Origin of the sequence: Streptomyces sp. NPDC001663, assembly GCF_042893105.1 — a bacterium.
Lineage (GTDB): Bacteria > Actinomycetota > Actinomycetes > Streptomycetales > Streptomycetaceae > Streptomyces.
On sequence record NZ_JBIAUR010000005.1, the window covers coordinates 107,369 to 126,242 of the forward strand.

Here is an 18,874-nt window from a genome sequence, read left to right on the forward strand (position 1 = left end):
CCGAGATCAGTCCGGCGGCGGATCACGAACGCCACGAGGCGCTTCTGCCTTGGGCCACTCGGCCATACCGGTCCGGGACCGGCAGCAGGATTCGAACCTGCGAGGGGATTACCCGGAAGTACCCGCAGCCATCGCACCGGGCCGCATCGGTCGGCTCTCCCGAGATCAGAACGGCAGCGGCACACCGTTTTCCAGATTCACCGCACGCACAGAGCGCACTCCACCGAAGGAACCGCGGCCATCGCACCGGGAGATCATCATGGTACGGATCCACCGGTTCGGACGGCCAGCCAATTCCGGCTGGGAACGCGCCGAGGCCCGGCTCCCGAACGGGAACCGGGCCTCGCGAGGAAGCTCGGGACTTACAGCCCCGCAGCCTTCCGCAGTGCGTCCACGCGGTCCGTCTTCTCCCAGGTGAACTCCGGCAGCTCGCGGCCGAAGTGGCCGTACGCCGCGGTCTGGGCGTAGATCGGGCGGAGCAGGTCGAGGTCGCGGATGATGGCGGCCGGGCGGAGGTCGAAGACCTCGTCGATGGCCTTCTCGATCTTCTCGGTGTCGATCTTGGCGGTACCGAAGGTCTCGACGAAGAGACCCACGGGCTCGGCCTTGCCGATCGCGTACGCGACCTGGACCTCGCAGCGGGAGGCCAGACCGGCCGCGACCACGTTCTTCGCCACCCAGCGCATCGCGTACGCCGCCGAACGGTCCACCTTGGACGGGTCCTTGCCGGAGAAGGCGCCACCGCCGTGGCGGGCCATGCCGCCGTACGTGTCGATGATGATCTTGCGGCCGGTGAGGCCGGCGTCGCCCATCGGGCCGCCGATCTCGAAGCGGCCGGTGGGGTTGACCAGGAGGCGGTAGTTCTCCGTGTCGATCTTGATGCCCTCGTCCAGGAGCGCCTTCAGCTCCGGCTCGACGACGAACTCGCGGATGTCGGGCGCGAGCAGCGAGTCCAGGTCGATGTCGCTCGCGTGCTGCGAGGAGACGACCACGGTGTCGAGGCGGACGGCCTTGTCGCCGTCGTACTCGATGGTGACCTGCGTCTTGCCGTCCGGGCGCAGGTAGGGGATGGTGCCGTTCTTGCGGACCTCCGAGAGGCGCTTCGACAGGCGGTGCGCCAGGAAGATCGGCAGCGGCATGAGGGTCGGCGTCTCGTCGGTCGCGTAACCGAACATCAGGCCCTGGTCGCCCGCGCCCTGGCGGTCCAGCTCGTCCTCGTCGCCCTCGACCCGCGACTCGTACGCCGTGTCGACGCCCTGCGCGATGTCCGGGGACTGCGCGCCGATGGACACCGAGACGCCGCAGGAGGCGCCATCGAAGCCCTTCTTCGAGGAGTCGTAACCGATCTCGAGGATCTTGTTGCGGACCAGCGTCGCGATGTCCGCGTAGGTCTTGGTGGTGACCTCTCCGGCCACGTGCACCAGGCCGGTGGTGATCAGGGTCTCGACCGCGACCCTGGAGGTCGGGTCCTCGCGCAGAAGCGCGTCGAGAATGGTGTCGCTGATCTGGTCAGCGATCTTGTCGGGGTGACCCTCGGTCACGGACTCCGAGGTGAACAGGCGACGGGACACAACGCTCCCTGGGGTTGCAGCGGCTGCTGGCTGATCATTGGCGGACGGGCTCGGGGGCTGCGCCCGGCATCGTCCGAGAACAGTTTATCGGTCGCACTCTGCCACCGGCCCCCCTGTCTCGCCTCTCGGGAGCGCTGTGACCTGCGGCACGGGCATTCTGCCCAATCCCCGGCGGCCTTGACCAGGGCCGCCACACCTCTGTGGCAGAGGTTTGAGGGGACCGAGAAGCGAATGAAACATTCAGCTGAGGCGCTCCGCCACCAGGTCCCAGACGGTTTCGGCCAAATGCTCCTTCGGGCCCCGGTGGACGGGGGTCTCGCTGCCGTCGGCGCCCAGCACCACCGCCTCGTTCTCCTCGGAGCCGAAGGTCTTGCGCTCCCCCACCTCGTTCACCACGAGCAGGTCGCAGCCCTTGCGCTCCAGCTTGGTGCGGCCGTTGGCCAGCACGTCGTCGGTCTCGGCGGCGAAGCCGACGATCACCTGCCCGGGACGGGCGCGCTCCGCCGAGATCTCCGCGAGGATGTCCGGATTCCGCACCAGCACGATGGGGTCCGGGTCCTGGCCGTCCTTCTTCTTGATCTTTCCGGCGGCGTATGTCTCCGGGCGGAAGTCCGCGACCGCGGCCGCCATGACGACGGCGTCGGCGTCCGGGGCCGCCTTGAGGACCGCCTCGCGCAGCTGCACGGCCGTGCCGACCTGGACGACGTCCACGCCCGCCGGGTCGGGCAGTCCGGTGTTCGCGGCGATGAGCGTGACGCGGGCCCCGCGCGCGGCCGCGGTGCGGGCCAGGGCGTACCCCTGCTTGCCGGAGGAGCGGTTGCCGAGGAAGCGGACCGGGTCGAGCGGCTCGCGGGTGCCGCCGGCGCTGACGACGACGTGCCGGCCCTTGAGGTCGGGCTCGGTGACGCCCCGGGACAGTACGCGGCGGCAGATGCCGTAAATCTCCGTCGGGTCGGGCAGACGGCCCTTGCCGGTGTCGACGCCGGTGAGGCGGCCGACGGCGGGCTCGATGACGACGGCACCCCGGCTCCGTAGCGTCGCCACGTTCTCCTGGGTGGCCGGGTGCTCCCACATCTCGGTGTGCATGGCGGGCGCGAAGACGACCGGACAGCGGGCGGTGAGGAGGGTGTTGGTCAGCAGGTCGTCCGCCAGTCCGTGGGCGGCCTTCGCCAGGATGTCCGCGGTGGCCGGGGCCACGACCACCAGGTCGGCGTGCTGCCCGATGCGGACATGCGGGACCTCGTGGACGTCGTCCCAGACCTCCGTGGAGACCGGGTTGCCGGAGAGGGCGGACCAGGTGGCGGCACCGACGAAGTGCAACGCGGAGGCCGTGGGCACCACGCGCACGTCATGGCCCGACTCGGTCAGTCTGCGCAGCAGCTCACAGGCCTTGTAGGCGGCGATGCCACCGCTGACGCCCAGCACGACCTTCGGCTTGTCCACCAGGTCTCCCCTTCGTCGAACCTACGACTCCATGACACACCACAGGCCCGACAGTCGCGCTGCCGGGCCTGTGGAAAAGCCAACTGCAATGTGAAAGTACTACTGCGCGGGGCCCTCAACGGCCTCGGACGTCAGCAGACCCGCGTTGATCTCGCGCAGGGCGATCGAGAGCGGCTTCTCGTGGACGTGGGTGTCGACGAGCGGACCGACGTACTCGAGGAGGCCCTCGCCGAGCTGCGAGTAGTACGCGTTGATCTGGCGAGCACGCTTGGCCGCGTAGATCACGAGGCTGTACTTCGAGTCGGTGGCCTCGAGGAGCTCGTCGATCGGCGGGTTGATGATGCCCTCGGGCGCGGAGATGGAAGAGGACACGCTCTACCTTCCGATGGATGGGAAAAGATCGTCATGATCACAGATCGTGATCACACTACGTCCATCAAGGCTAGCAGCTCGCGCGCCACGTCCTCGACGGAGGTGTTGACCAAGGTCACGTCGAACTCCGGCTCCGCGGCCAGCTCGATCTTCGCCGCTTCGAGGCGGCGCTCGATCACCTCGGGCGGCTCGGTGCCCCGCCCGGTGAGCCTGCGCACGAGCTCCTCCCAGGAGGGAGGAGCCAGGAACACCAGCTGGGCCTCCGCCATGGACTCGCGGACCTGCCGCGCCCCCTGGAGGTCGATCTCCAGCAGGACGGGCTCACCCGCCTCCAGGCGCTCCAGCACGGCCGCACGCGGTGTGCCGTAGCGGTTGCCGGCGAACTCGGCCCACTCCAGCAGCTCGCCGTTGGCGATCAGCTTGTCCATCTCCTCGTCGGTGACGAAGAAGTAGTGGACTCCGTGCTTCTCGCCGGGGCGGGGCTTGCGGGTCGTCGCCGACACCGAGAGCCAGACCTCGGGGTGTTCCTTGCGCATATGGGCGACGACCGTGCTCTTGCCGACCCCGGAGGGGCCGGAGAGCACGGTCAGCCGCGGACGTTCACTCATGCAGCGATTATTCCAGCAATCCCGGAGTGCCCGGGACTCCCGGTCCGGACTGCCCGGATCAGGAGCCGGTGCTGCCGAACTCACGCTCCAGGGAAGCGATCTGGTTGGAACCGAGGCCGCGCACACGACGGCTCTCGGAGATGCCGAGTCGCTCCATGATCTGCTTGGCGCGGACCTTGCCCACGCCCGGCAGGGACTCGAGCAGGGCGGAGACCTTCATCTTGCCGATGACGTCGTTCTCCTGGCCCTGCTTGATGACCTCGTGCAGGGAGGCGCCGGAGTGCTTGAGTCGATTCTTGACCTCGGCCCGCTCCCGGCGAGCCGCGGCGGCCTTTTCGAGCGCGGCTGCGCGCTGTTCAGGGGTAAGGGGCGGAAGAGCCACGCCTACGTCACCTCGGATGTCGAACTGTCGGATACGGACCGGTGAGGAACCTAGTCGCCCCACACCTGGGGAGCCACGAGCAACACGCTTGCCCGTTCACTCTGCGTCGGAGACTAGCGGCCAACTCCGCCAGAGTCAGCGAGAACAGCGGAAAAGTCCTGGTCAGCCTCCGTCAGGCCGGACATTTAGGACATAATGCCCTGGATTTGAGGATGTATTCAGCCTCAAGCAGGCCTCGGACCACTCATCGGAGGTCTCGTGCGAGCTGCTCGAACACCCGCGACGACCGTCGCGAAAGCCGCATACGGTCGTCGCAGAAGTTTCCTACGGTCGTCACAGAAGCGTCAGACGGTCGCCAGCGCAGTCCGGATCTCCTCGGCGAAACGGTCCGCGGAGGCTCGCAGCGCGCTGACGTCGGGCCCCTGCCGCAGCACACCTCGGCTGACGTTCGGGACGACGTTGCGCACCGCGGCCCCGAAGACCCCGGGAAGGTCCGCCGGGGTCGCCCCCTGGGCGCCGACGCCGGGGGCCAGGAGCGGGCCGTTGATGTCCAGGTCGTACGAGGACAGGTCGCCGAGGGTGGCGCCGACGACGGCTCCGAAGGAGCCCAGGGGCTCCTCTCCCTCGTTCTCGGCGGCGAGGTGGGCCAGCATCGTCTCTCCGACGTTCCTGCCGTCCGCACGGACGGCGTGCTGGACCTCGCCGCCCTCCGGGTTGGAGGTCAGCGCGAGCACGAACAGGCCCGTGCCGTTCTCCCGGGCCAGCGCGATCGCCGGCGAGAGCGACCCGTAGCCGAGGTACGGCGAGACGGTGAGGGCGTCCGAGAACAGCGGGGAGTCCTTGCGCAGGAAGGCCTCGGCGTATCCGGCCATGGTCGAGCCGATGTCGCCGCGCTTGGCGTCCATCACGACGAGTGCACCGGCCGCCCGCGCCTCCTCGACCGACTTCTCCAGGACGGCGACTCCGCGCGACCCGAACCGCTCGAAGAACGCGCTCTGCGGCTTCAGGACAGCGACCCGGTCGGCCATCGCCTCGACGACCGTGCGGCTGAACCGCTCCAGGCCGGCCACGTCGTCGTTCAGTCCCCACTCGGTCAGCAGCGACGCGTGCGGGTCGATGCCGACGCAGAGCGGGCCGCGCTCGTCCATGGCCCGTCGGAGGCGTGCACCGAAGGGTTCGAGGACAGTCATCCGTTCTTCCTTACGTCGGCGCCGACCGCGTCGGCGAGGGTGGCGTACGGGCTCGTACGCAGGCGGGCGGCGAGGCCCTTGTGGATGGCGCGGCCCCAGAAGGGACCCTCGTAAATGAAGGCGCTGTAGCCCTGGACCAGCGTGGCGCCCGCCAGGATGCGCTGCCAGGCGTCCTCGGCGTTCTCGATGCCGCCGACGCCCACCAGGGTGACGCGGTCGCCCACGCGCGCGTAGAGGCGGCGCAGCACCTCCAGGGAGCGGGACTTGAGGGGTGCGCCGGACAGGCCGCCGGTCTCCTTCACGAGAGACGGTTCGGATTTCAAACCGAGTCCGTCGCGCGCGATGGTGGTGTTGGTGGCGATGATCCCGTCCAGGCCGAGCTCGACGGCCAGGTCGGCCACGGCGTCGACGTCCTCGTCGGCGAGGTCCGGCGCGATCTTGACCAGGAGCGGGACGCGACGGTTGGTGACGATGCGGTCTGCGGCCTCGCGGACGGCGCTCAGGAGCGGGCGCAGCGCCTCGGTGGCCTGGAGGTTGCGCAGGCCGGGCGTGTTGGGGGACGAGACGTTCACGACCAGGTAGTCGGCGTACGGAGCCAGCCGCTCGGTCGACTTCACGTAGTCCGCGGCGGCCTCGTCCTCGGGGACGACCTTGGTCTTGCCGATGTTGACGCCCACGACCGTCTTGAAGACCGGCTCACGGGACGCCAGACGGGCCGCCACGGCCAGCGAGCCCTCGTTGTTGAAGCCCATGCGGTTGATGAGCGCACGGTCCTTCACGAGGCGGAACAGCCGCTTCTTGGGGTTGCCGGGCTGTGCCTCCCCGGTCACCGTGCCGATCTCGACATGGTCGAAGCCGAGCATCGACATCCCGTCGATCGCCACCGCGTTCTTGTCGAAGCCGGCGGCGAGCCCGAAGGGGCCGTGCATGCGCAGCCCGAACGCCTCGGTGCGCAGCTCGTTGTAGCGGGGCGCGAGCGCGGCGGCGACGAAGGTGCGCAGGACAGGGATGCGGACGGCGCGGCGGATCCAGCGGAAGGCGAGGTAGTGCGCCTGCTCCGGGTTCATCCGTTTGAATACGAGCTTGAAAAAGATCTTGTACATCGAGTGTCCTCTTGAAGTCTCAGGTGACCTCACGAAGAGGGGGACACCGTTTCCGGTGTCCCCCTCAGGGCTGCTAGTCGCGGGCCGCGGTCAGGTGTTCCGCGTGTTCCTGGAGCGAACGGACGCCCACGTCACCGTGGTTGAGGGCGTCGATGCCCTGGACGGCTGCGGCGAGCGCCTGGACCGTCGTCAGGCACGGGACCGACCGCGCCACGGCCGCCGTACGGATCTCGTAGCCGTCGAGGCGGCCTCCGGTGCCGTACGGGGTGTTGACGATGAGGTCGACCTCGCCGTCGTGGATCAGCTGGACGATGGTCTTCTCCCCGTTCGGGCCGGTGCCCTCGGACTGCTTGCGCACGATCGTGGCGTTGATGCCGTTGCGCTTGAGGACCTCGGCGGTGCCGGACGTGGCCAGCAGCTCGAAGCCGTGGGCGACCAGCTCGCGCGCCGGGAAGATCATCGAGCGCTTGTCCCGGTTGGCGACCGAGATGAACGCGCGGCCCTTGGTGGGCAGCGGACCGTAGGCACCGGCCTGCGACTTGGCGTACGCCGTGCCGAAGACCGAGTCGATGCCCATGACCTCGCCGGTGGAGCGCATCTCCGGGCCGAGAACCGTGTCGACACCGCGGCCGTGGATGTCGCGGAAGCGCGACCACGGCATGACCGCCTCCTTGACGGAGATCGGCGCGTCGAGCGGGAGCTCGCCGCCGTCGCCGTTCGCCGGGAGCAGGCCCTCCGCGCGCAGTTCGGCGATGGTCGCGCCCAGCGAGATCCGGGCGGCGGCCTTGGCCAGCGGCACCGCGGTCGCCTTCGAGGTGAAGGGGACGGTGCGGGACGCGCGCGGGTTGGCTTCGAGGACGTAGAGGATGTCGCCGGCCATCGCGAACTGGATGTTGATCAGGCCGCGGACGCCGACACCCTTGGCAATGGCCTCCGTGGAAGCCCTGAGCCGCTTGATGTCGAAGCCGCCCAGCGTGATCGGCGGCAGTGCGCACGCCGAGTCTCCGGAGTGGATGCCGGCCTCCTCGATGTGCTCCATGACGCCGCCGAGGTAGAGCTCCTGGCCGTCGTAGAGCGCGTCGACGTCGATCTCGATCGCGTCATCCAGGAAGCGGTCGACCAGGACCGGCCGGGAGGGGCTGATCTCGGTCGACTCGGCGATGTAGGAGGACAGCCGGGTCTCGTCGTAGACGATCTCCATGCCGCGTCCGCCGAGGACGTACGACGGCCGGACGAGGACCGGGTAGCCGATCTCGTCGGCGATGGCCTTGGCCTCGGCGAAGGTGGTGGCGGTGCCGTGCTTGGGGGCCGGAAGGCCGGCCTCGGCGAGCACGCGCCCGAAGGCGCCGCGGTCCTCGGCGGCGTGGATGGCCTCCGGCGAAGTGCCCACGATCGGCACGCCGTTGTCCTTGAGCGCCTGCGAGAGGCCCAGCGGGGTCTGGCCGCCCAGCTGGACGACGACGCCCGCCACGGGACCGGCCTGCTGCTCCGCGTGGACGATCTCCAGCACGTCCTCGAGGGTCAGCGGCTCGAAGTACAGGCGGTCGGAGGTGTCATAGTCCGTGGAGACGGTCTCCGGGTTGCAGTTGACCATCACCGTCTCGTAGCCCGCGTCGCTCAGCGCGAAGGAGGCGTGGACACAGGAGTAGTCGAACTCGATGCCCTGGCCGATGCGGTTGGGGCCGGAGCCCAGGATGATGACCGCCGGCTTCTCGCGGGCAGCGACCTCCGTCTCCTCGTCGTACGAGGAGTAGAAGTACGGCGTCCTGGCCGCGAACTCGGCGGCGCAGGTGTCGACCGTCTTGTAGACCGGGCGGATGCCCAGCGCATGCCTGACCTCGCGCACGACGTCCTCGCGCAGGCCCCGGATCTCACCGATCTGCTGGTCCGAGAAGCCGTGCCGCTTGGCCTCGGCCAGCAGCTCGCGGGTCAGCTCGGGCGCCTCGGCGAGCTCGTCGGCGATCTCCTTGATCAGGAAGAGCTGGTCGACGAACCAGGGGTCGATCTTCGTGTACTCGAAGACCTCCTCCTGCGTGGCGCCTGCGCGGATGGCCTGCATGACCGTGTTGATACGGCCGTCAGTCGGGCGCACGGCCTCTTCGAGGAGGAGAGCCTTCTCGCCGGGCTCGCCGACGAAGGTGAACTGGCTGCCCTTCTTCTCCAGCGAGCGCAGCGCCTTCTGGAAGGCCTCGGTGAAGTTGCGGCCGATGGCCATGGCCTCGCCGACCGACTTCATGGTGGTGGTCAGCGTGGAGTCGGCCTGCGGGAACTTCTCGAAGGCGAAGCGCGGGGCCTTCACGACCACGTAGTCGAGCGTCGGCTCGAAGGAGGCCGGGGTCTCCTGGGTGATGTCGTTCGGGATCTCGTCGAGCGTGTAGCCGACGGCGAGCTTCGCCGCGATCTTGGCGATCGGGAAGCCGGTCGCCTTGGAGGCCAGGGCCGAGGAGCGCGACACGCGCGGGTTCATCTCGATGACGATCACGCGACCGTCCTCGGGGTTGACCGCGAACTGGATGTTGCAGCCGCCGGTGTCGACGCCGACCTCGCGGATCACGGCGATGCCGATGTCGCGCAGGATCTGGTACTCGCGGTCGGTCAGCGTCATCGCCGGGGCGACGGTGATCGAGTCGCCGGTGTGCACGCCCATGGGATCGAAGTTCTCGATGGAGCAGACGACCACGACGTTGTCGTGCTTGTCGCGCATCAGCTCCAGCTCGTACTCCTTCCAGCCGAGGATGGACTCCTCCAGGAGCACCTCGGTGGTCGGCGAGAGCGTGAGGCCCTGGCCCGCGATGCGGCGCAGCTCCTCCTCGTCGTGCGCGAAGCCGGAGCCGGCGCCGCCCATGGTGAAGGACGGGCGCACGACGACCGGGTAGCCGCCGAGCGTCTCGACACCCTGGAGCACGTCCTCCATGGAGTGGCAGATGACCGAGCGGGCGGACTCGCCGTGCCCGATCTTCCGGCGGACGGCCTCGACGACCTCCTTGAAGAGGTCGCGGTCCTCGCCCTTGTTGATCGCCTCGACGTTGGCGCCGATCAGCTCGACGCCGTACTTCTCGAGGGTGCCCGCCTCGTGCAGCGAGATGGCCGTGTTGAGGGCCGTCTGGCCGCCCAGGGTGGGCAGGAGCGCGTCCGGGCGCTCCTTGGCGATGATCTTCTCGACGAACTCCGGGGTGATCGGCTCGACGTACGTGGCGTCGGCGATCTCCGGGTCGGTCATGATCGTCGCCGGGTTGGAGTTGACCAGGATGACCCTGAGGCCCTCGGCGCGCAGGATGCGGCACGCCTGGGTGCCGGAGTAGTCGAACTCGGCGGCCTGGCCGATGACGATCGGGCCGGAGCCGATGACCAGGACGGACTGGATATCGGTGCGCTTAGGCACGCTGGCCCTCCATCAGGGATACGAAGCGGTCGAACAGGTAGGCGGCGTCGTGCGGACCCGCTGCCGCTTCGGGGTGGTACTGGACGCTGAAGGCCGGCTGGTCGAGGAGCTGGAGGCCCTCCACCACGTTGTCGTTCAGGCAGACGTGGGAGACCTCGGCGCGGCCGTAGGGGGTGTCGGAGACCTTGTCGAGCGGGGCGTCGACGGCGAAGCCGTGGTTGTGCGCGGTGACCTCGACCTTGCCGGTCGTACGGTCCTGCACCGGCTGGTTGATGCCCCGGTGGCCGTACTTGAGCTTGTACGTGCCGAAGCCCAGGGCGCGGCCCAGGATCTGGTTGCCGAAGCAGATGCCGAACAGCGGGGTGCCGCGCTCCAGGACCGCCTGCATGACGGAGACCGGATGGTCGGCGGTGGCCGGGTCGCCCGGGCCGTTGGAGAAGAACACGCCGTCCGGGTTGACGGCGTAGACGTCCTCGGCGGTCGCCGTGGCCGGCAGGACATGCACCTCGATGCCGCGCTCGGCCATCCGGTGCGGGGTCATGCCCTTGATGCCGAGGTCGACGGCGGCGACGGTGAACCTCTTCTCGCCGATCGCCGGGACGACGTAGGCCTCCTTGGTGGCGACCTCGGCGGAGAGGTCGGCGCCCTTCATCTCGGGGGCCTGGCGCACCTCGGCGAGCATGGTGCCCTCGTCGGGCAGCGCGTTGCCGGAGAAGATGCCGACACGCATGGCGCCGCGCTCGCGCAGATGACGCGTCAACGCGCGCGTGTCGATGCCGGAGACGCCGACGACGCCCTGGTGGCGCAGCTCGTCGTCCAGGGAGCGGCGGGAGCGCCAGTTGGACGGCACGCGCGCGGGGTCGCGCACGACGTAACCGGCCACCCAGATCTGCTTGGACTCCGGGTCCTCGTCGTTGACGCCGGTGTTGCCGACGTGCGGGGCGGTCATGACGACGACCTGGCGGTGGTACGACGGGTCGGTGAGGGTCTCCTGGTAGCCGGTCATCCCGGTGGAGAACACGGCCTCGCCGAAGGTCACCCCCACGGCCCCGTAGGCACGGCCGCGGAAGATCCGGCCGTCCTCCAGGACGAGTACCGCGGGAACCTTCGAGGCTCCCCTTGTGGAGGTCGTCATCGTGCGCCTTCCGTTTCCGTCTTGTTGATCATGGAGTTGATGGCGGCGACCCACTCGGTGTGCTCGGCCGCGCGGTCGGAGCGGAACCCGGAGTCGATCAGCCGCTCGCCGTGCGCCCAGGTCACCACGAGCAGCCCGCCCTCGGTCAGGACCTTGCCGGCGATGCCCTTGTCGAGCCGGGCCTCGCGAAGCTGCGCCACGGGGACGAAGAAGTCGCTCGCACCGGGGCGTACGACGTCCAGTCCCGCGTCCGTCAGCGTGAGCTCGACCCGGCTGCGGGTACCGAGGCCGTGCGCCACGATGCGGTCCAGCCACTGACCTGCCGTGGTCGAGCCGTGGTAGCGGCCGCTCATCGTCAGTCTCGCCGCACCCGGCTCTTCCGGCGCGGTGGGCAGCTCCGGGAGGTCGCCCTGGAGCGTGCCGCGCCACTTCCAGCCCTCGCGCATCAGCCAGTAGACGAGCGCGACGAAGAGGGCGAGTCCGACGAGCCAGCCGGCGCGGGCGGCCCAGTCGGTGACCTCGGCCGACTTCTTTTCGGCGGCGAGTCCGGCTGCGAGCAGAGTTGCAGGTGTCACGTGAGCTTCCCGTCGACGAGCGTGGCCTTGCCCCGGAGCCACGTGTGCGTCACACGGCCCGGCAGCTCACGCCCCTCGTACGGGGTGTTCCGGCTGCGCGAGGCGAAGCCCGCGGGGTCCACGGACCCACGGTATTCCGTGTCGACGAGCGTGAGGTTGGCGGGCTCACCAGCCGAGACGGGACGCCCGTGCCCCTTCGCCTGCCCGATCTCGGCGGGCTTGAAGGACATGCGCTCGGCGACCCCGGCCCAGGTGAGGAGCCCGGTGTCCACCATGGTCTCCTGCACCACTGACAACGCGGTCTCCAGGCCCACCATCCCCATGGCGGCCGCGGCCCACTCGCAGTCCTTGTCCTCGTGCGGGTGCGGGGCGTGGTCGGTGGCGACGATGTCGATCGTGCCGTCGGCGAGCGCCTCGCGCAGGGCGAGCACGTCGCGCTCGGTGCGCAGCGGCGGGTTGACCTTGTAGACCGGGTTGTACGACCGCACCAGTTCGTCGGTGAGGAGCAGGTGGTGCGGGGTGACCTCGGCGGTGACGTCGATGCCGCGGGACTTGGCCCAGCGGACGATCTCGACGGACCCGGCGGTCGACAGGTGGCAGATGTGGACGCGCGAACCGACGTGCTCGGCGAGCAGGACATCCCGGGCGATGATCGATTCTTCGGCCACCGCGGGCCAGCCCCCGAGCCCCAGCTCGGCCGAGACGATCCCCTCGTTCATCTGGGCGCCCTCGGTCAGCCGCGGCTCCTGCGCATGCTGGGCGACGACCCCGCCGAAGGCCTTCACGTACTCCAGCGCCCGCCGCATGATCACGGCGTCGTCGACGCACTTGCCGTCGTCGGAGAAGACGGTGACCCCGGCGGCCGACTCGTGCATGGCGCCGAGTTCGGCGAGCTTCTTGCCCTCCAGGCCGACGGTGACGGCGCCGATGGGCTGCACATCGCAGTAGCCGTGCTCCCGGCCCAGTCGCCAGACCTGCTCGACGACGCCGGCGGTGTCGGCGACCGGGAAGGTGTTGGCCATGGCGAAGACGGCCGTGTAGCCGCCGCTCGCCGCCGCGCGCGTGCCGGTCAGCACGGTCTCGGAGTCCTCGCGGCCGGGCTCGCGCAGATGGGTGTGCAGGTCGACGAGGCCCGGGAGCAACAGCTTGCCGCCGGCCTCGACGACCTCGGCGCCCTCGTCGGAGAGCCCCGTACCGACGGCCTCGATGACCGCTCCGTCGATCAGCACGTCCTGCGGCTCGCCGCCGAGCACCTTCGCACCACGGATCAGGATCTTGCTCATGGGTCTTACTTCTCCTCGGTACGGGTGTGGGTGACGGCGGGCTCGTTTCCACCGAGCAGCAGGTACAGGACGGCCATCCGGATGGAGACTCCGTTTGCGACCTGCTCGACGACGGTGCAGCGGTCGGAATCGGCGACCTCGGCGGTGATCTCCATGCCGCGGACCATCGGGCCGGGGTGCATCACGATGGCGTGCTCGGGCATCCGGGCCATGCGGTCGCCGTCGAGGCCGTAGCGCCGCGAGTACTCGCGCTCGGTCGGGAAGAACGCGGCGTTCATGCGCTCGCGCTGGACGCGCAGCATCATCACCGCGTCGGACTTGGGCAGCGTGGAGTCGAGGTCGTACGACACCTCGCAGGGCCAGTTCTCGACGCCGACCGGCACCAGGGTGGGCGGTGCGACGAGGGTGACCTCGGCGCCGAGGGTGTGCAGCAGGTCGACGTTGGAGCGCGCGACGCGGCTGTGCAGGACGTCGCCGACCAGCGTGATGCGCTTGCCGGACAGGTCCTGGCCGAGCCCGGCGTCCCGGCCGACCAGGCGGCGCCGCATGGTGAAGGCGTCCAGCAGGGCCTGGGTCGGGTGCTGGTGGGTGCCGTCACCGGCGTTGATGACGGCGGCGTCGATCCACCCGGAGGTGGCGAGCCGGTAGGGGGCTCCGGAGGCGCCGTGCCGGATGACGACGGCGTCGACACCCATGGCCTCGAGGGTCTGGGCGGTGTCCTTCAGGGACTCGCCCTTGGACACGCTCGACCCCTTGGCGGAGAAGTTGATGACGTCCGCGGAGAGGCGCTTCTCGGCGGCTTCGAAGGAGATACGCGTGCGCGTGGAGTCCTCGAAGAAGAGGTTGACGATCGTGCGGCCGCGCAGGGTCGGCAGTTTCTTGATCGGCCGGTCGGCGACCCGGGCCATCTCCTCGGCGGTGTCGAGGATCAGGACGGCGTCGTCGCGGGTGAGGTCGGCGGCCGAGATGAGATGACGCTGCATCTGTCAGGCTCCGTAAGGCAGTTCAGGTTTCGGGAGAATCCGGGCAGGCGAGGGCGCACCGAGACGATGCGGCCCCTTCGGCTGCTACTGGGTCGACTTCGCACCGAGCAGCACGGTGTCCCGACCGTCCTCCTCGGCGAGCTGGACCTTGACCGTCTCCCGCAGCGACGTGGGGAGGTTCTTGCCGACGTAGTCGGCGCGGATGGGCAGTTCGCGGTGGCCGCGGTCGACGAGGACCGCGAGCTGCACCGCGCGCGGACGCCCGATGTCGTTCAGGGCGTCGAGGGCTGCGCGGATGGTTCGGCCGGAGAAGAGCACGTCGTCGACGAGGACGACGAGGCGGCCGTCGATGCCGTCACCGGGGATCTCGGTTCGGGCCAGCGCACGCGGCGGGTGCATGCGCAGGTCGTCGCGGTACATGGTGATGTCGAGCGAACCGACCGGGATCTTCCGCTCGGTGATCTCCTCGAGCTTGGCGGCGAGCCGCTGGGCGAGGAAGACGCCTCGGGTGGGAATGCCGAGGAGCACCACGTCGTCGGCACCCTTGGCGCGCTCGACGATCTCGTGGGCGATGCGGGTCAACACCCGCGCGATGTCAGGGCCTTCGAGTACGGGCCGGGCATCGGACGCCGGAATTCCGGACGTGTCCTGCTTGTCCATATGAAACGGACCTCCTTCTCCGCCTCACGGGACGGACCTTAAAGGACGTCGGATTTGCGCCATCCACGGTAGCAGCCCCGGGCGACACCCCTGATCACCCCCCTGGCGTAATCGGCCACCGCCGCCACGGAAGAGTCGGTGTGGACCATTCGGCTTGACGCGCAAGAGTCACGCTGCGTAACCTCACAGTGAGTTACCAGACGCGCGGCGCGGGACCACTGCAGCCGCGTCGACACAGTGTCCGGGGAGCTATATGTCCAGCGAATACGCCAAACAGCTCGGGGCCAAGCTCCGGGCCATCCGCACCCAGCAGGGCCTTTCCCTCCACGGTGTCGAGGAGAAGAGCCAGGGACGCTGGAAGGCGGTCGTGGTCGGTTCGTACGAGCGCGGCGACCGTGCCGTGACCGTACAGCGCCTCGCCGAACTGGCGGATTTCTATGGGGTCCCGGTGCAGGAGCTCCTGCCGGGCACCACCCCGGGCGGCGCCGCCGAGCCGCCGCCGAAGCTGGTCCTGGACCTGGAGCGGCTGGCGACCGTGCCGGCCGAGAAGGCGGGCCCGCTGCAGCGCTATGCGGCGACCATCCAGTCGCAGCGCGGTGACTACAACGGCAAGGTGCTGTCGATCCGCCAGGACGACCTGCGCACACTCGCCGTCATCTACGACCAGTCCCCCTCGGTCCTCACCGAGCAGCTGATCAGCTGGGGCGTGCTGGACGCGGACGCGCGCCGCGCGGTCGCCCACGAAGAGGTCTGACGGCTCTCAGGCTCTCAGCAGAAACGTGCCGCCGGGGTGGCCGGAACTTCACGGTTCCGGCCACCCCGGCGGCGTTCTGCGGCCTTGGGGAGCCTCCCGGGCACAGGAACGCCAGGGGGCCCACAGCAGTCACGCTGCGGGCCCCCTGGCAATGCCGTACCTCTTGCGCTCGGCCTCTCAGGCCTCGTCCCGGCGCAGCGAGGGCTTCAGCTCCTTGAGCCGGCCCAGCAGACCGTTGACGAACGCGGGCGACTCGTCCGTGGAGAACTCCTTCGCCAGCTGCACCATCTCGTCCAGCACGACGGCGTCCGGCACCTCGTCGGCCCAGATCAGCTCGTAGGCGCCGAGGCGCAGGATGTTGCGGTCCACGACCGGCATCCGGTCCAGCGTCCAGCCGACCGAGTACTGCGCGATCAGCTCGTCGATGCGCTTCGCCTGCTTCGCGTAGCCCTCGACCAGCTGCATCGTGTACTCGCTCACCGGCGGCTGCCGGGTGTCGCCCCGGGAGAGCCGGATCCAGTCCGCGAGGACCGTCAGGACATCGGCGCCGCGCTGGTCGCCCTCGAAGAGGATCTGGAAGGCACGCTTGCGGGCCGTGTTGCGGGCAGCCACGGTTAGCTGTTCACCCGGCCGAGGTAGTCGCTGGTGCGGGTGTCGACCTTGATCTTCTCACCGGTGGTGATGAAGAGCGGGACCTGGATCTGGTGGCCGGTCTCCAGGGTGGCGGGCTTGGTGCCACCGGTGGAGCGGTCGCCCTGCAGGCCCGGCTCGGTCTCCTGGACGACGAGCTCGACGGCGGCCGGAAGCTCGACGAAGAGCACCTCGCCCTCGTGCTGCGCGACGGTGGCCGTGAAGCCCTCGATCAGGAAGTTGGCGGCGTCGGCGACCGTCTTGCGGTCGATCATCAGCTGGTCGTAGGTCTCCATGTCCATGAAGACGAAGTACTCGCCGTCCATGTACGAGAACTGCATGTCGCGCTTGTCGACAGTGGCCGTCTCGACCTTGACGCCGGCGTTGAAGGTCTTGTCGACGACCTTGCCGGAGAGCACGTTCTTGAGCTTGGTGCGCACGAAGGCCGGGCCCTTGCCGGGCTTGACGTGCTGGAACTCGACGACGGACCAGAGCTGGCCGCCTTCGAGCTTGAGCACAAGGCCGTTCTTGAGGTCGTTCGTGGAAGCCACGGTTGCGGAATCTCCTGGACTGACGTGGACGACCCCGGCGCACGCCACTGCCTAGAGGGCGAGCAGCTCCTTGGTCGTGATGGTGAGTAGCTCGGGTCCGCCGTCCGCCTCGGGGCGGACGACGAGCGTGTCATCGATCCGGACGCCGCCCCGGCCCGGGAGGTGGACCCCCGGTTCGACGGTGACCGGCACGCAAGCGTCCAGTTTACCCATGGCCGAAGGGGCCAGCTGCGGGTCCTCGTCGATTTCGAGCCCCACACCGTGGCCCGTGAGTCCAGGGAGCCTCTCCCCGTACCCCGCCGAATCCAGCACCTGACGTGCGGCACGGTCCACATCGCGGTAGGTCGCGCCGGGTGCGAGCGCCTCCCGTCCGGCGCGCTGGGCGGCGAAGACGAGGTCGTACAGCTCGATCTGCCAGTCCGCGGGGGACGTGCCGATGACGAATGTACGGCCGATCTCGCAGCGGTAGCCGCGGTAGGTGGCGCCGAGACAGACGGAGAGGAAGTCGCCCTCCTCCACGCGCCGGTCGGTGGGCCGGTGGGCACGCCGGCCGGCGTTGGGGCCGGTGGCGACGGAGGTGGCGAAGGCGGGGCCGTCGGCGCCGTGGTCGACCAGGCGGCGTTCGAGTTCCAGGGCGAGGTGCCGTTCGGTGCGGCCGACGAGGATGGACTCCAGGAGTTCCCCGAGCGCCTGGTCGGCGATCTCGGCGCCGATGCGCAGACAGGAGATCTCCTCCTCGTCCTTGACGACCCTGAGCTGCTCGACCGCGCCACCGAGGTCCGCGAGGCGGAGGCGGGGGGCGACGGAGCGGATGGCCCGGTGCCGGGCCACGGTGAGGTGGTGTTCCTCCACGGCGAGGGATTCGGCGCGCTGGCCTTCGGCGAGGTCCGCGGCCGCCACCGCGGGGTCGCCCGCGCCGCCCGACAGGGACTGCACGCGCAGCGCCTCGTCCGGGCGGCCCTCGGCGGCTCGGTCCTCCGGCGGGCCGGTGCAGAGGAGCAGGTCCTCGGTCTTGCCCAGGAGCAGGACGGAACCGTACGGGGCGGGGCCCGCGAGGTAGCGGACGTTGGCGGGGCGGGAGATCAGTGCGGCTTGGCTGCCGCCGGCATTGCAGCGTGCCCTCAGCCGGGCTCGGCGGATCGCGTACACCTCTGACATGAGACGAGCGTAGGAGGGTTGGGCGATTTGTGCCGGTTCTGAGGGCGTTCGGGGGACGGGGTGCGGTTTGAGGTTCTGTGCCGTCTGCAGGCGCGTGGGGGCTGGTGCAGTTCCCCGCGCCCCTTTGGGTCGGTCCAGCCCCCGGCAGCTACCAGGTCGGGGGGCTTGCGATCGATCTTGCCAGTACGTCGTCCAGAACCCTGGCTGTCTGGGGTACGTCCAGTTGGCTGTTGTCGATGATCGGGAGGCCCGAGCCGTACCAGCCCGCCATGCGGCCGTGGATGCGGGCCACCTCCTCGTCGGTGAGGCGGCGGTTGCCGGAGCGTTCCGCGTTGCGTTCCAGGACGATTTCCAGGCCGGGGAGGAGGACGACCGGGAGGAGGCCGGGGCCCACGTGACGCTTCCAGCCGCCGAGGCCGACGACCGGGCGGTCGGGGAAGACGGCGTCGTCGAGGATGCAGGAGATGCCGTTGGCCAGGAAGTTGCGCGCGGCGAAGCCGCAGGTGCGGCGGGCCAGGCGGTACTGGGCCTCGGAGTTGTCGTTCCACCCGGACTGGGGGTCGGCGAAGCCCGAGCGGACCCATTCGCGTACGTCGTCGAGGCTGATGTGGGCGGTGGGCACCCGGCGGTGGTCCGCCCAGTACTTGGCGACGCTCGTCTTGCCGGCGCCCGCGGGGCCGATCAGCAGGACGGCGAGGGTCGTGGCGGTCAGATCGGGCGCGGCCGTGGCCGGCGGCGCGCTGGGCACGGCGACCGGGCCGCCGGGCGGCAGCGGGACATGGCCGGTGGTGTCCGGGACCGGTGGGGCCGGGGCGTGGTGCGGCGCGGGTGGAACCGGGCCCGGGGGTGTGAAGCCCGGTGCCGGGGGCGGCGGGGGCACGGGCGCCGAACCCTGGTGCGGGCCCGGGTTGCCCGGGTGGTGCGCGGCCGGCGACCAGCCGGCGGCCGGTCCGTGCCCCGGCTGGTGGGGCGGCGGCAGCGGAGAACCCACTGCGTGCTGCATCCGGTGCCACTCCGTCTCGTACAGGCAATTGACGCTGGCAGCAGGGTTCGGACCCCGCTCCTTACCGAACGGTACCTTCCCCGGCCGCCGT

18 protein-coding genes are annotated in these 18,874 nt (G+C 69.7%); 1 reads left to right on the forward strand and 17 read right to left on the reverse strand.

Annotation, left to right across the window (positions count from 1 at the left end; genetic code table 11):
- Positions 1-362: 362 nt before the first annotated feature.
- The 13 genes from metK to pyrR all read right to left on the reverse strand — a co-directional run bounded on the left by metK (position 363) and on the right by pyrR (position 14,687).
- Positions 363-1,571, reverse strand: a complete 1,209-nt coding sequence (gene metK, locus ACFY1L_RS17395) for a methionine adenosyltransferase (RefSeq protein ID WP_388824204.1) — start codon at positions 1,569-1,571, stop codon at positions 363-365.
- 240 nt (positions 1,572-1,811) lie between these two features.
- Positions 1,812-3,014, reverse strand: a complete 1,203-nt coding sequence (gene coaBC / locus ACFY1L_RS17400; RefSeq protein WP_388824206.1) for a bifunctional phosphopantothenoylcysteine decarboxylase/phosphopantothenate--cysteine ligase CoaBC — start codon at positions 3,012-3,014, stop codon at positions 1,812-1,814.
- 99 nt (positions 3,015-3,113) lie between these two features.
- Positions 3,114-3,386 (reverse strand): DNA-directed RNA polymerase subunit omega, encoded by a 273-nt coding sequence (rpoZ, locus tag ACFY1L_RS17405; protein ID WP_003988945.1) that lies wholly within the window; start codon positions 3,384-3,386, stop codon positions 3,114-3,116.
- A gap of 50 nt (positions 3,387-3,436) precedes the next feature.
- The gene (gmk, locus tag ACFY1L_RS17410; protein WP_361259447.1) at positions 3,437-3,994 is read right to left on the reverse strand and encodes a guanylate kinase; all 558 of its coding nucleotides are present in this window, start codon (positions 3,992-3,994) and stop codon (positions 3,437-3,439) included.
- A 58-nt stretch (positions 3,995-4,052) separates the two neighbouring features.
- On the reverse strand, positions 4,053-4,376 hold the full coding sequence (locus ACFY1L_RS17415) for an integration host factor (RefSeq protein ID WP_003977346.1): 324 nt from the start codon (positions 4,374-4,376) through the stop codon (positions 4,053-4,055).
- 344 nt (positions 4,377-4,720) lie between these two features.
- Positions 4,721-5,566, reverse strand: coding sequence for an orotidine-5'-phosphate decarboxylase (pyrF, locus tag ACFY1L_RS17420; protein WP_388824208.1), 846 nt, complete (start codon positions 5,564-5,566; stop codon positions 4,721-4,723).
- Positions 5,563-6,669 (reverse strand): quinone-dependent dihydroorotate dehydrogenase, encoded by a 1,107-nt coding sequence (locus ACFY1L_RS17425; protein WP_388824210.1) that lies wholly within the window; start codon positions 6,667-6,669, stop codon positions 5,563-5,565. Before ACFY1L_RS17425 ends, pyrF begins: the two co-directional genes overlap by 4 nt.
- Positions 6,670-6,742: 73 nt before the next feature.
- Entirely contained in the window at positions 6,743-10,051 is a 3,309-nt protein-coding gene (gene carB / locus ACFY1L_RS17430) for a carbamoyl-phosphate synthase large subunit (RefSeq protein ID WP_388824212.1), read from the reverse strand.
- Positions 10,044-11,186, reverse strand: coding sequence for a glutamine-hydrolyzing carbamoyl-phosphate synthase small subunit (gene carA / locus ACFY1L_RS17435; protein WP_388824214.1), 1,143 nt, complete (start codon positions 11,184-11,186; stop codon positions 10,044-10,046). The genes carB and carA overlap by 8 nt, the downstream gene beginning before the upstream one ends.
- Positions 11,183-11,761, reverse strand: coding sequence for a hypothetical protein (locus tag ACFY1L_RS17440; protein ID WP_388824216.1), 579 nt, complete (start codon positions 11,759-11,761; stop codon positions 11,183-11,185). The genes carA and ACFY1L_RS17440 overlap by 4 nt, the downstream gene beginning before the upstream one ends.
- Entirely contained in the window at positions 11,758-13,044 is a 1,287-nt protein-coding gene (locus tag ACFY1L_RS17445) for a dihydroorotase (protein ID WP_388824218.1), read from the reverse strand. Before ACFY1L_RS17445 ends, ACFY1L_RS17440 begins: the two co-directional genes overlap by 4 nt.
- Positions 13,045-13,049: 5 nt before the next feature.
- Positions 13,050-14,027: an aspartate carbamoyltransferase catalytic subunit gene (locus ACFY1L_RS17450; protein ID WP_361259469.1), complete on the reverse strand. Its 978-nt coding sequence runs from the start codon at positions 14,025-14,027 to the stop codon at positions 13,050-13,052.
- An 84-nt stretch (positions 14,028-14,111) separates the two neighbouring features.
- Entirely contained in the window at positions 14,112-14,687 is a 576-nt protein-coding gene (pyrR, locus tag ACFY1L_RS17455; RefSeq protein ID WP_388824220.1) for a bifunctional pyr operon transcriptional regulator/uracil phosphoribosyltransferase PyrR, read from the reverse strand.
- 253 nt (positions 14,688-14,940) lie between these two features.
- On the opposite strand from pyrR, the gene bldD reads away from it, so the two are divergent.
- A complete protein-coding gene (gene bldD, locus ACFY1L_RS17460) occupies positions 14,941-15,441 on the forward strand; it encodes a transcriptional regulator BldD (protein WP_030946861.1) in 501 nt (166 codons plus the stop codon).
- 177 nt (positions 15,442-15,618) lie between these two features.
- Here bldD and nusB read toward each other — a convergent pair whose 3' ends face one another.
- The 4 genes from nusB to ACFY1L_RS17480 form a co-directional block, all read right to left on the reverse strand.
- Positions 15,619-16,053 carry a transcription antitermination factor NusB gene (gene nusB / locus ACFY1L_RS17465; protein WP_388824222.1) on the reverse strand — a complete coding sequence of 145 codons (435 nt, stop codon included), beginning with the start codon at positions 16,051-16,053 and terminating at the stop codon, positions 15,619-15,621.
- Positions 16,054-16,055: 2 nt separating this feature from the next.
- A complete protein-coding gene (gene efp, locus ACFY1L_RS17470; RefSeq protein ID WP_289919136.1) occupies positions 16,056-16,622 on the reverse strand; it encodes an elongation factor P in 567 nt (188 codons plus the stop codon).
- Positions 16,623-16,673: 51 nt separating this feature from the next.
- A complete protein-coding gene (locus tag ACFY1L_RS17475; protein ID WP_388824224.1) occupies positions 16,674-17,780 on the reverse strand; it encodes an aminopeptidase P family protein in 1,107 nt (368 codons plus the stop codon).
- A 148-nt stretch (positions 17,781-17,928) separates the two neighbouring features.
- On the reverse strand, positions 17,929-18,783 hold the full coding sequence (locus ACFY1L_RS17480) for a Pro-rich N-terminal domain-containing protein (RefSeq protein WP_388824226.1): 855 nt from the start codon (positions 18,781-18,783) through the stop codon (positions 17,929-17,931).
- Positions 18,784-18,874: the final 91 nt, after the last annotated feature.

Excerpts from the sequence above, each read along its gene's own strand:
- gmk (WP_361259447.1), bottom strand. The coding sequence starts at position 3,994 with ATGAGTGAACGTCCGCGGCTGACCGTGCTCTCCGGCCCCTCCGGGGTC.
- pyrF (WP_388824208.1), bottom strand. The coding sequence starts at position 5,566 with ATGACTGTCCTCGAACCCTTCGGTGCACGCCTCCGACGGGCCATGGAC.
- ACFY1L_RS17425 (WP_388824210.1), bottom strand. The coding sequence starts at position 6,669 with ATGTACAAGATCTTTTTCAAGCTCGTATTCAAACGGATGAACCCGGAG.
- carA (WP_388824214.1), bottom strand. The coding sequence starts at position 11,186 with ATGACGACCTCCACAAGGGGAGCCTCGAAGGTTCCCGCGGTACTCGTC.
- ACFY1L_RS17445 (WP_388824218.1), bottom strand. The coding sequence starts at position 13,044 with ATGAGCAAGATCCTGATCCGTGGTGCGAAGGTGCTCGGCGGCGAGCCG.
- ACFY1L_RS17450 (WP_361259469.1), bottom strand. The coding sequence starts at position 14,027 with ATGCAGCGTCATCTCATCTCGGCCGCCGACCTCACCCGCGACGACGCC.
- pyrR (WP_388824220.1), bottom strand. The coding sequence starts at position 14,687 with ATGGACAAGCAGGACACGTCCGGAATTCCGGCGTCCGATGCCCGGCCC.
- bldD (WP_030946861.1), top strand. The coding sequence starts at position 14,941 with ATGTCCAGCGAATACGCCAAACAGCTCGGGGCCAAGCTCCGGGCCATC.
- ACFY1L_RS17475 (WP_388824224.1), bottom strand. The coding sequence starts at position 17,780 with ATGTCAGAGGTGTACGCGATCCGCCGAGCCCGGCTGAGGGCACGCTGC.
- ACFY1L_RS17480 (WP_388824226.1), bottom strand. The coding sequence starts at position 18,783 with ATGCAGCACGCAGTGGGTTCTCCGCTGCCGCCGCCCCACCAGCCGGGG.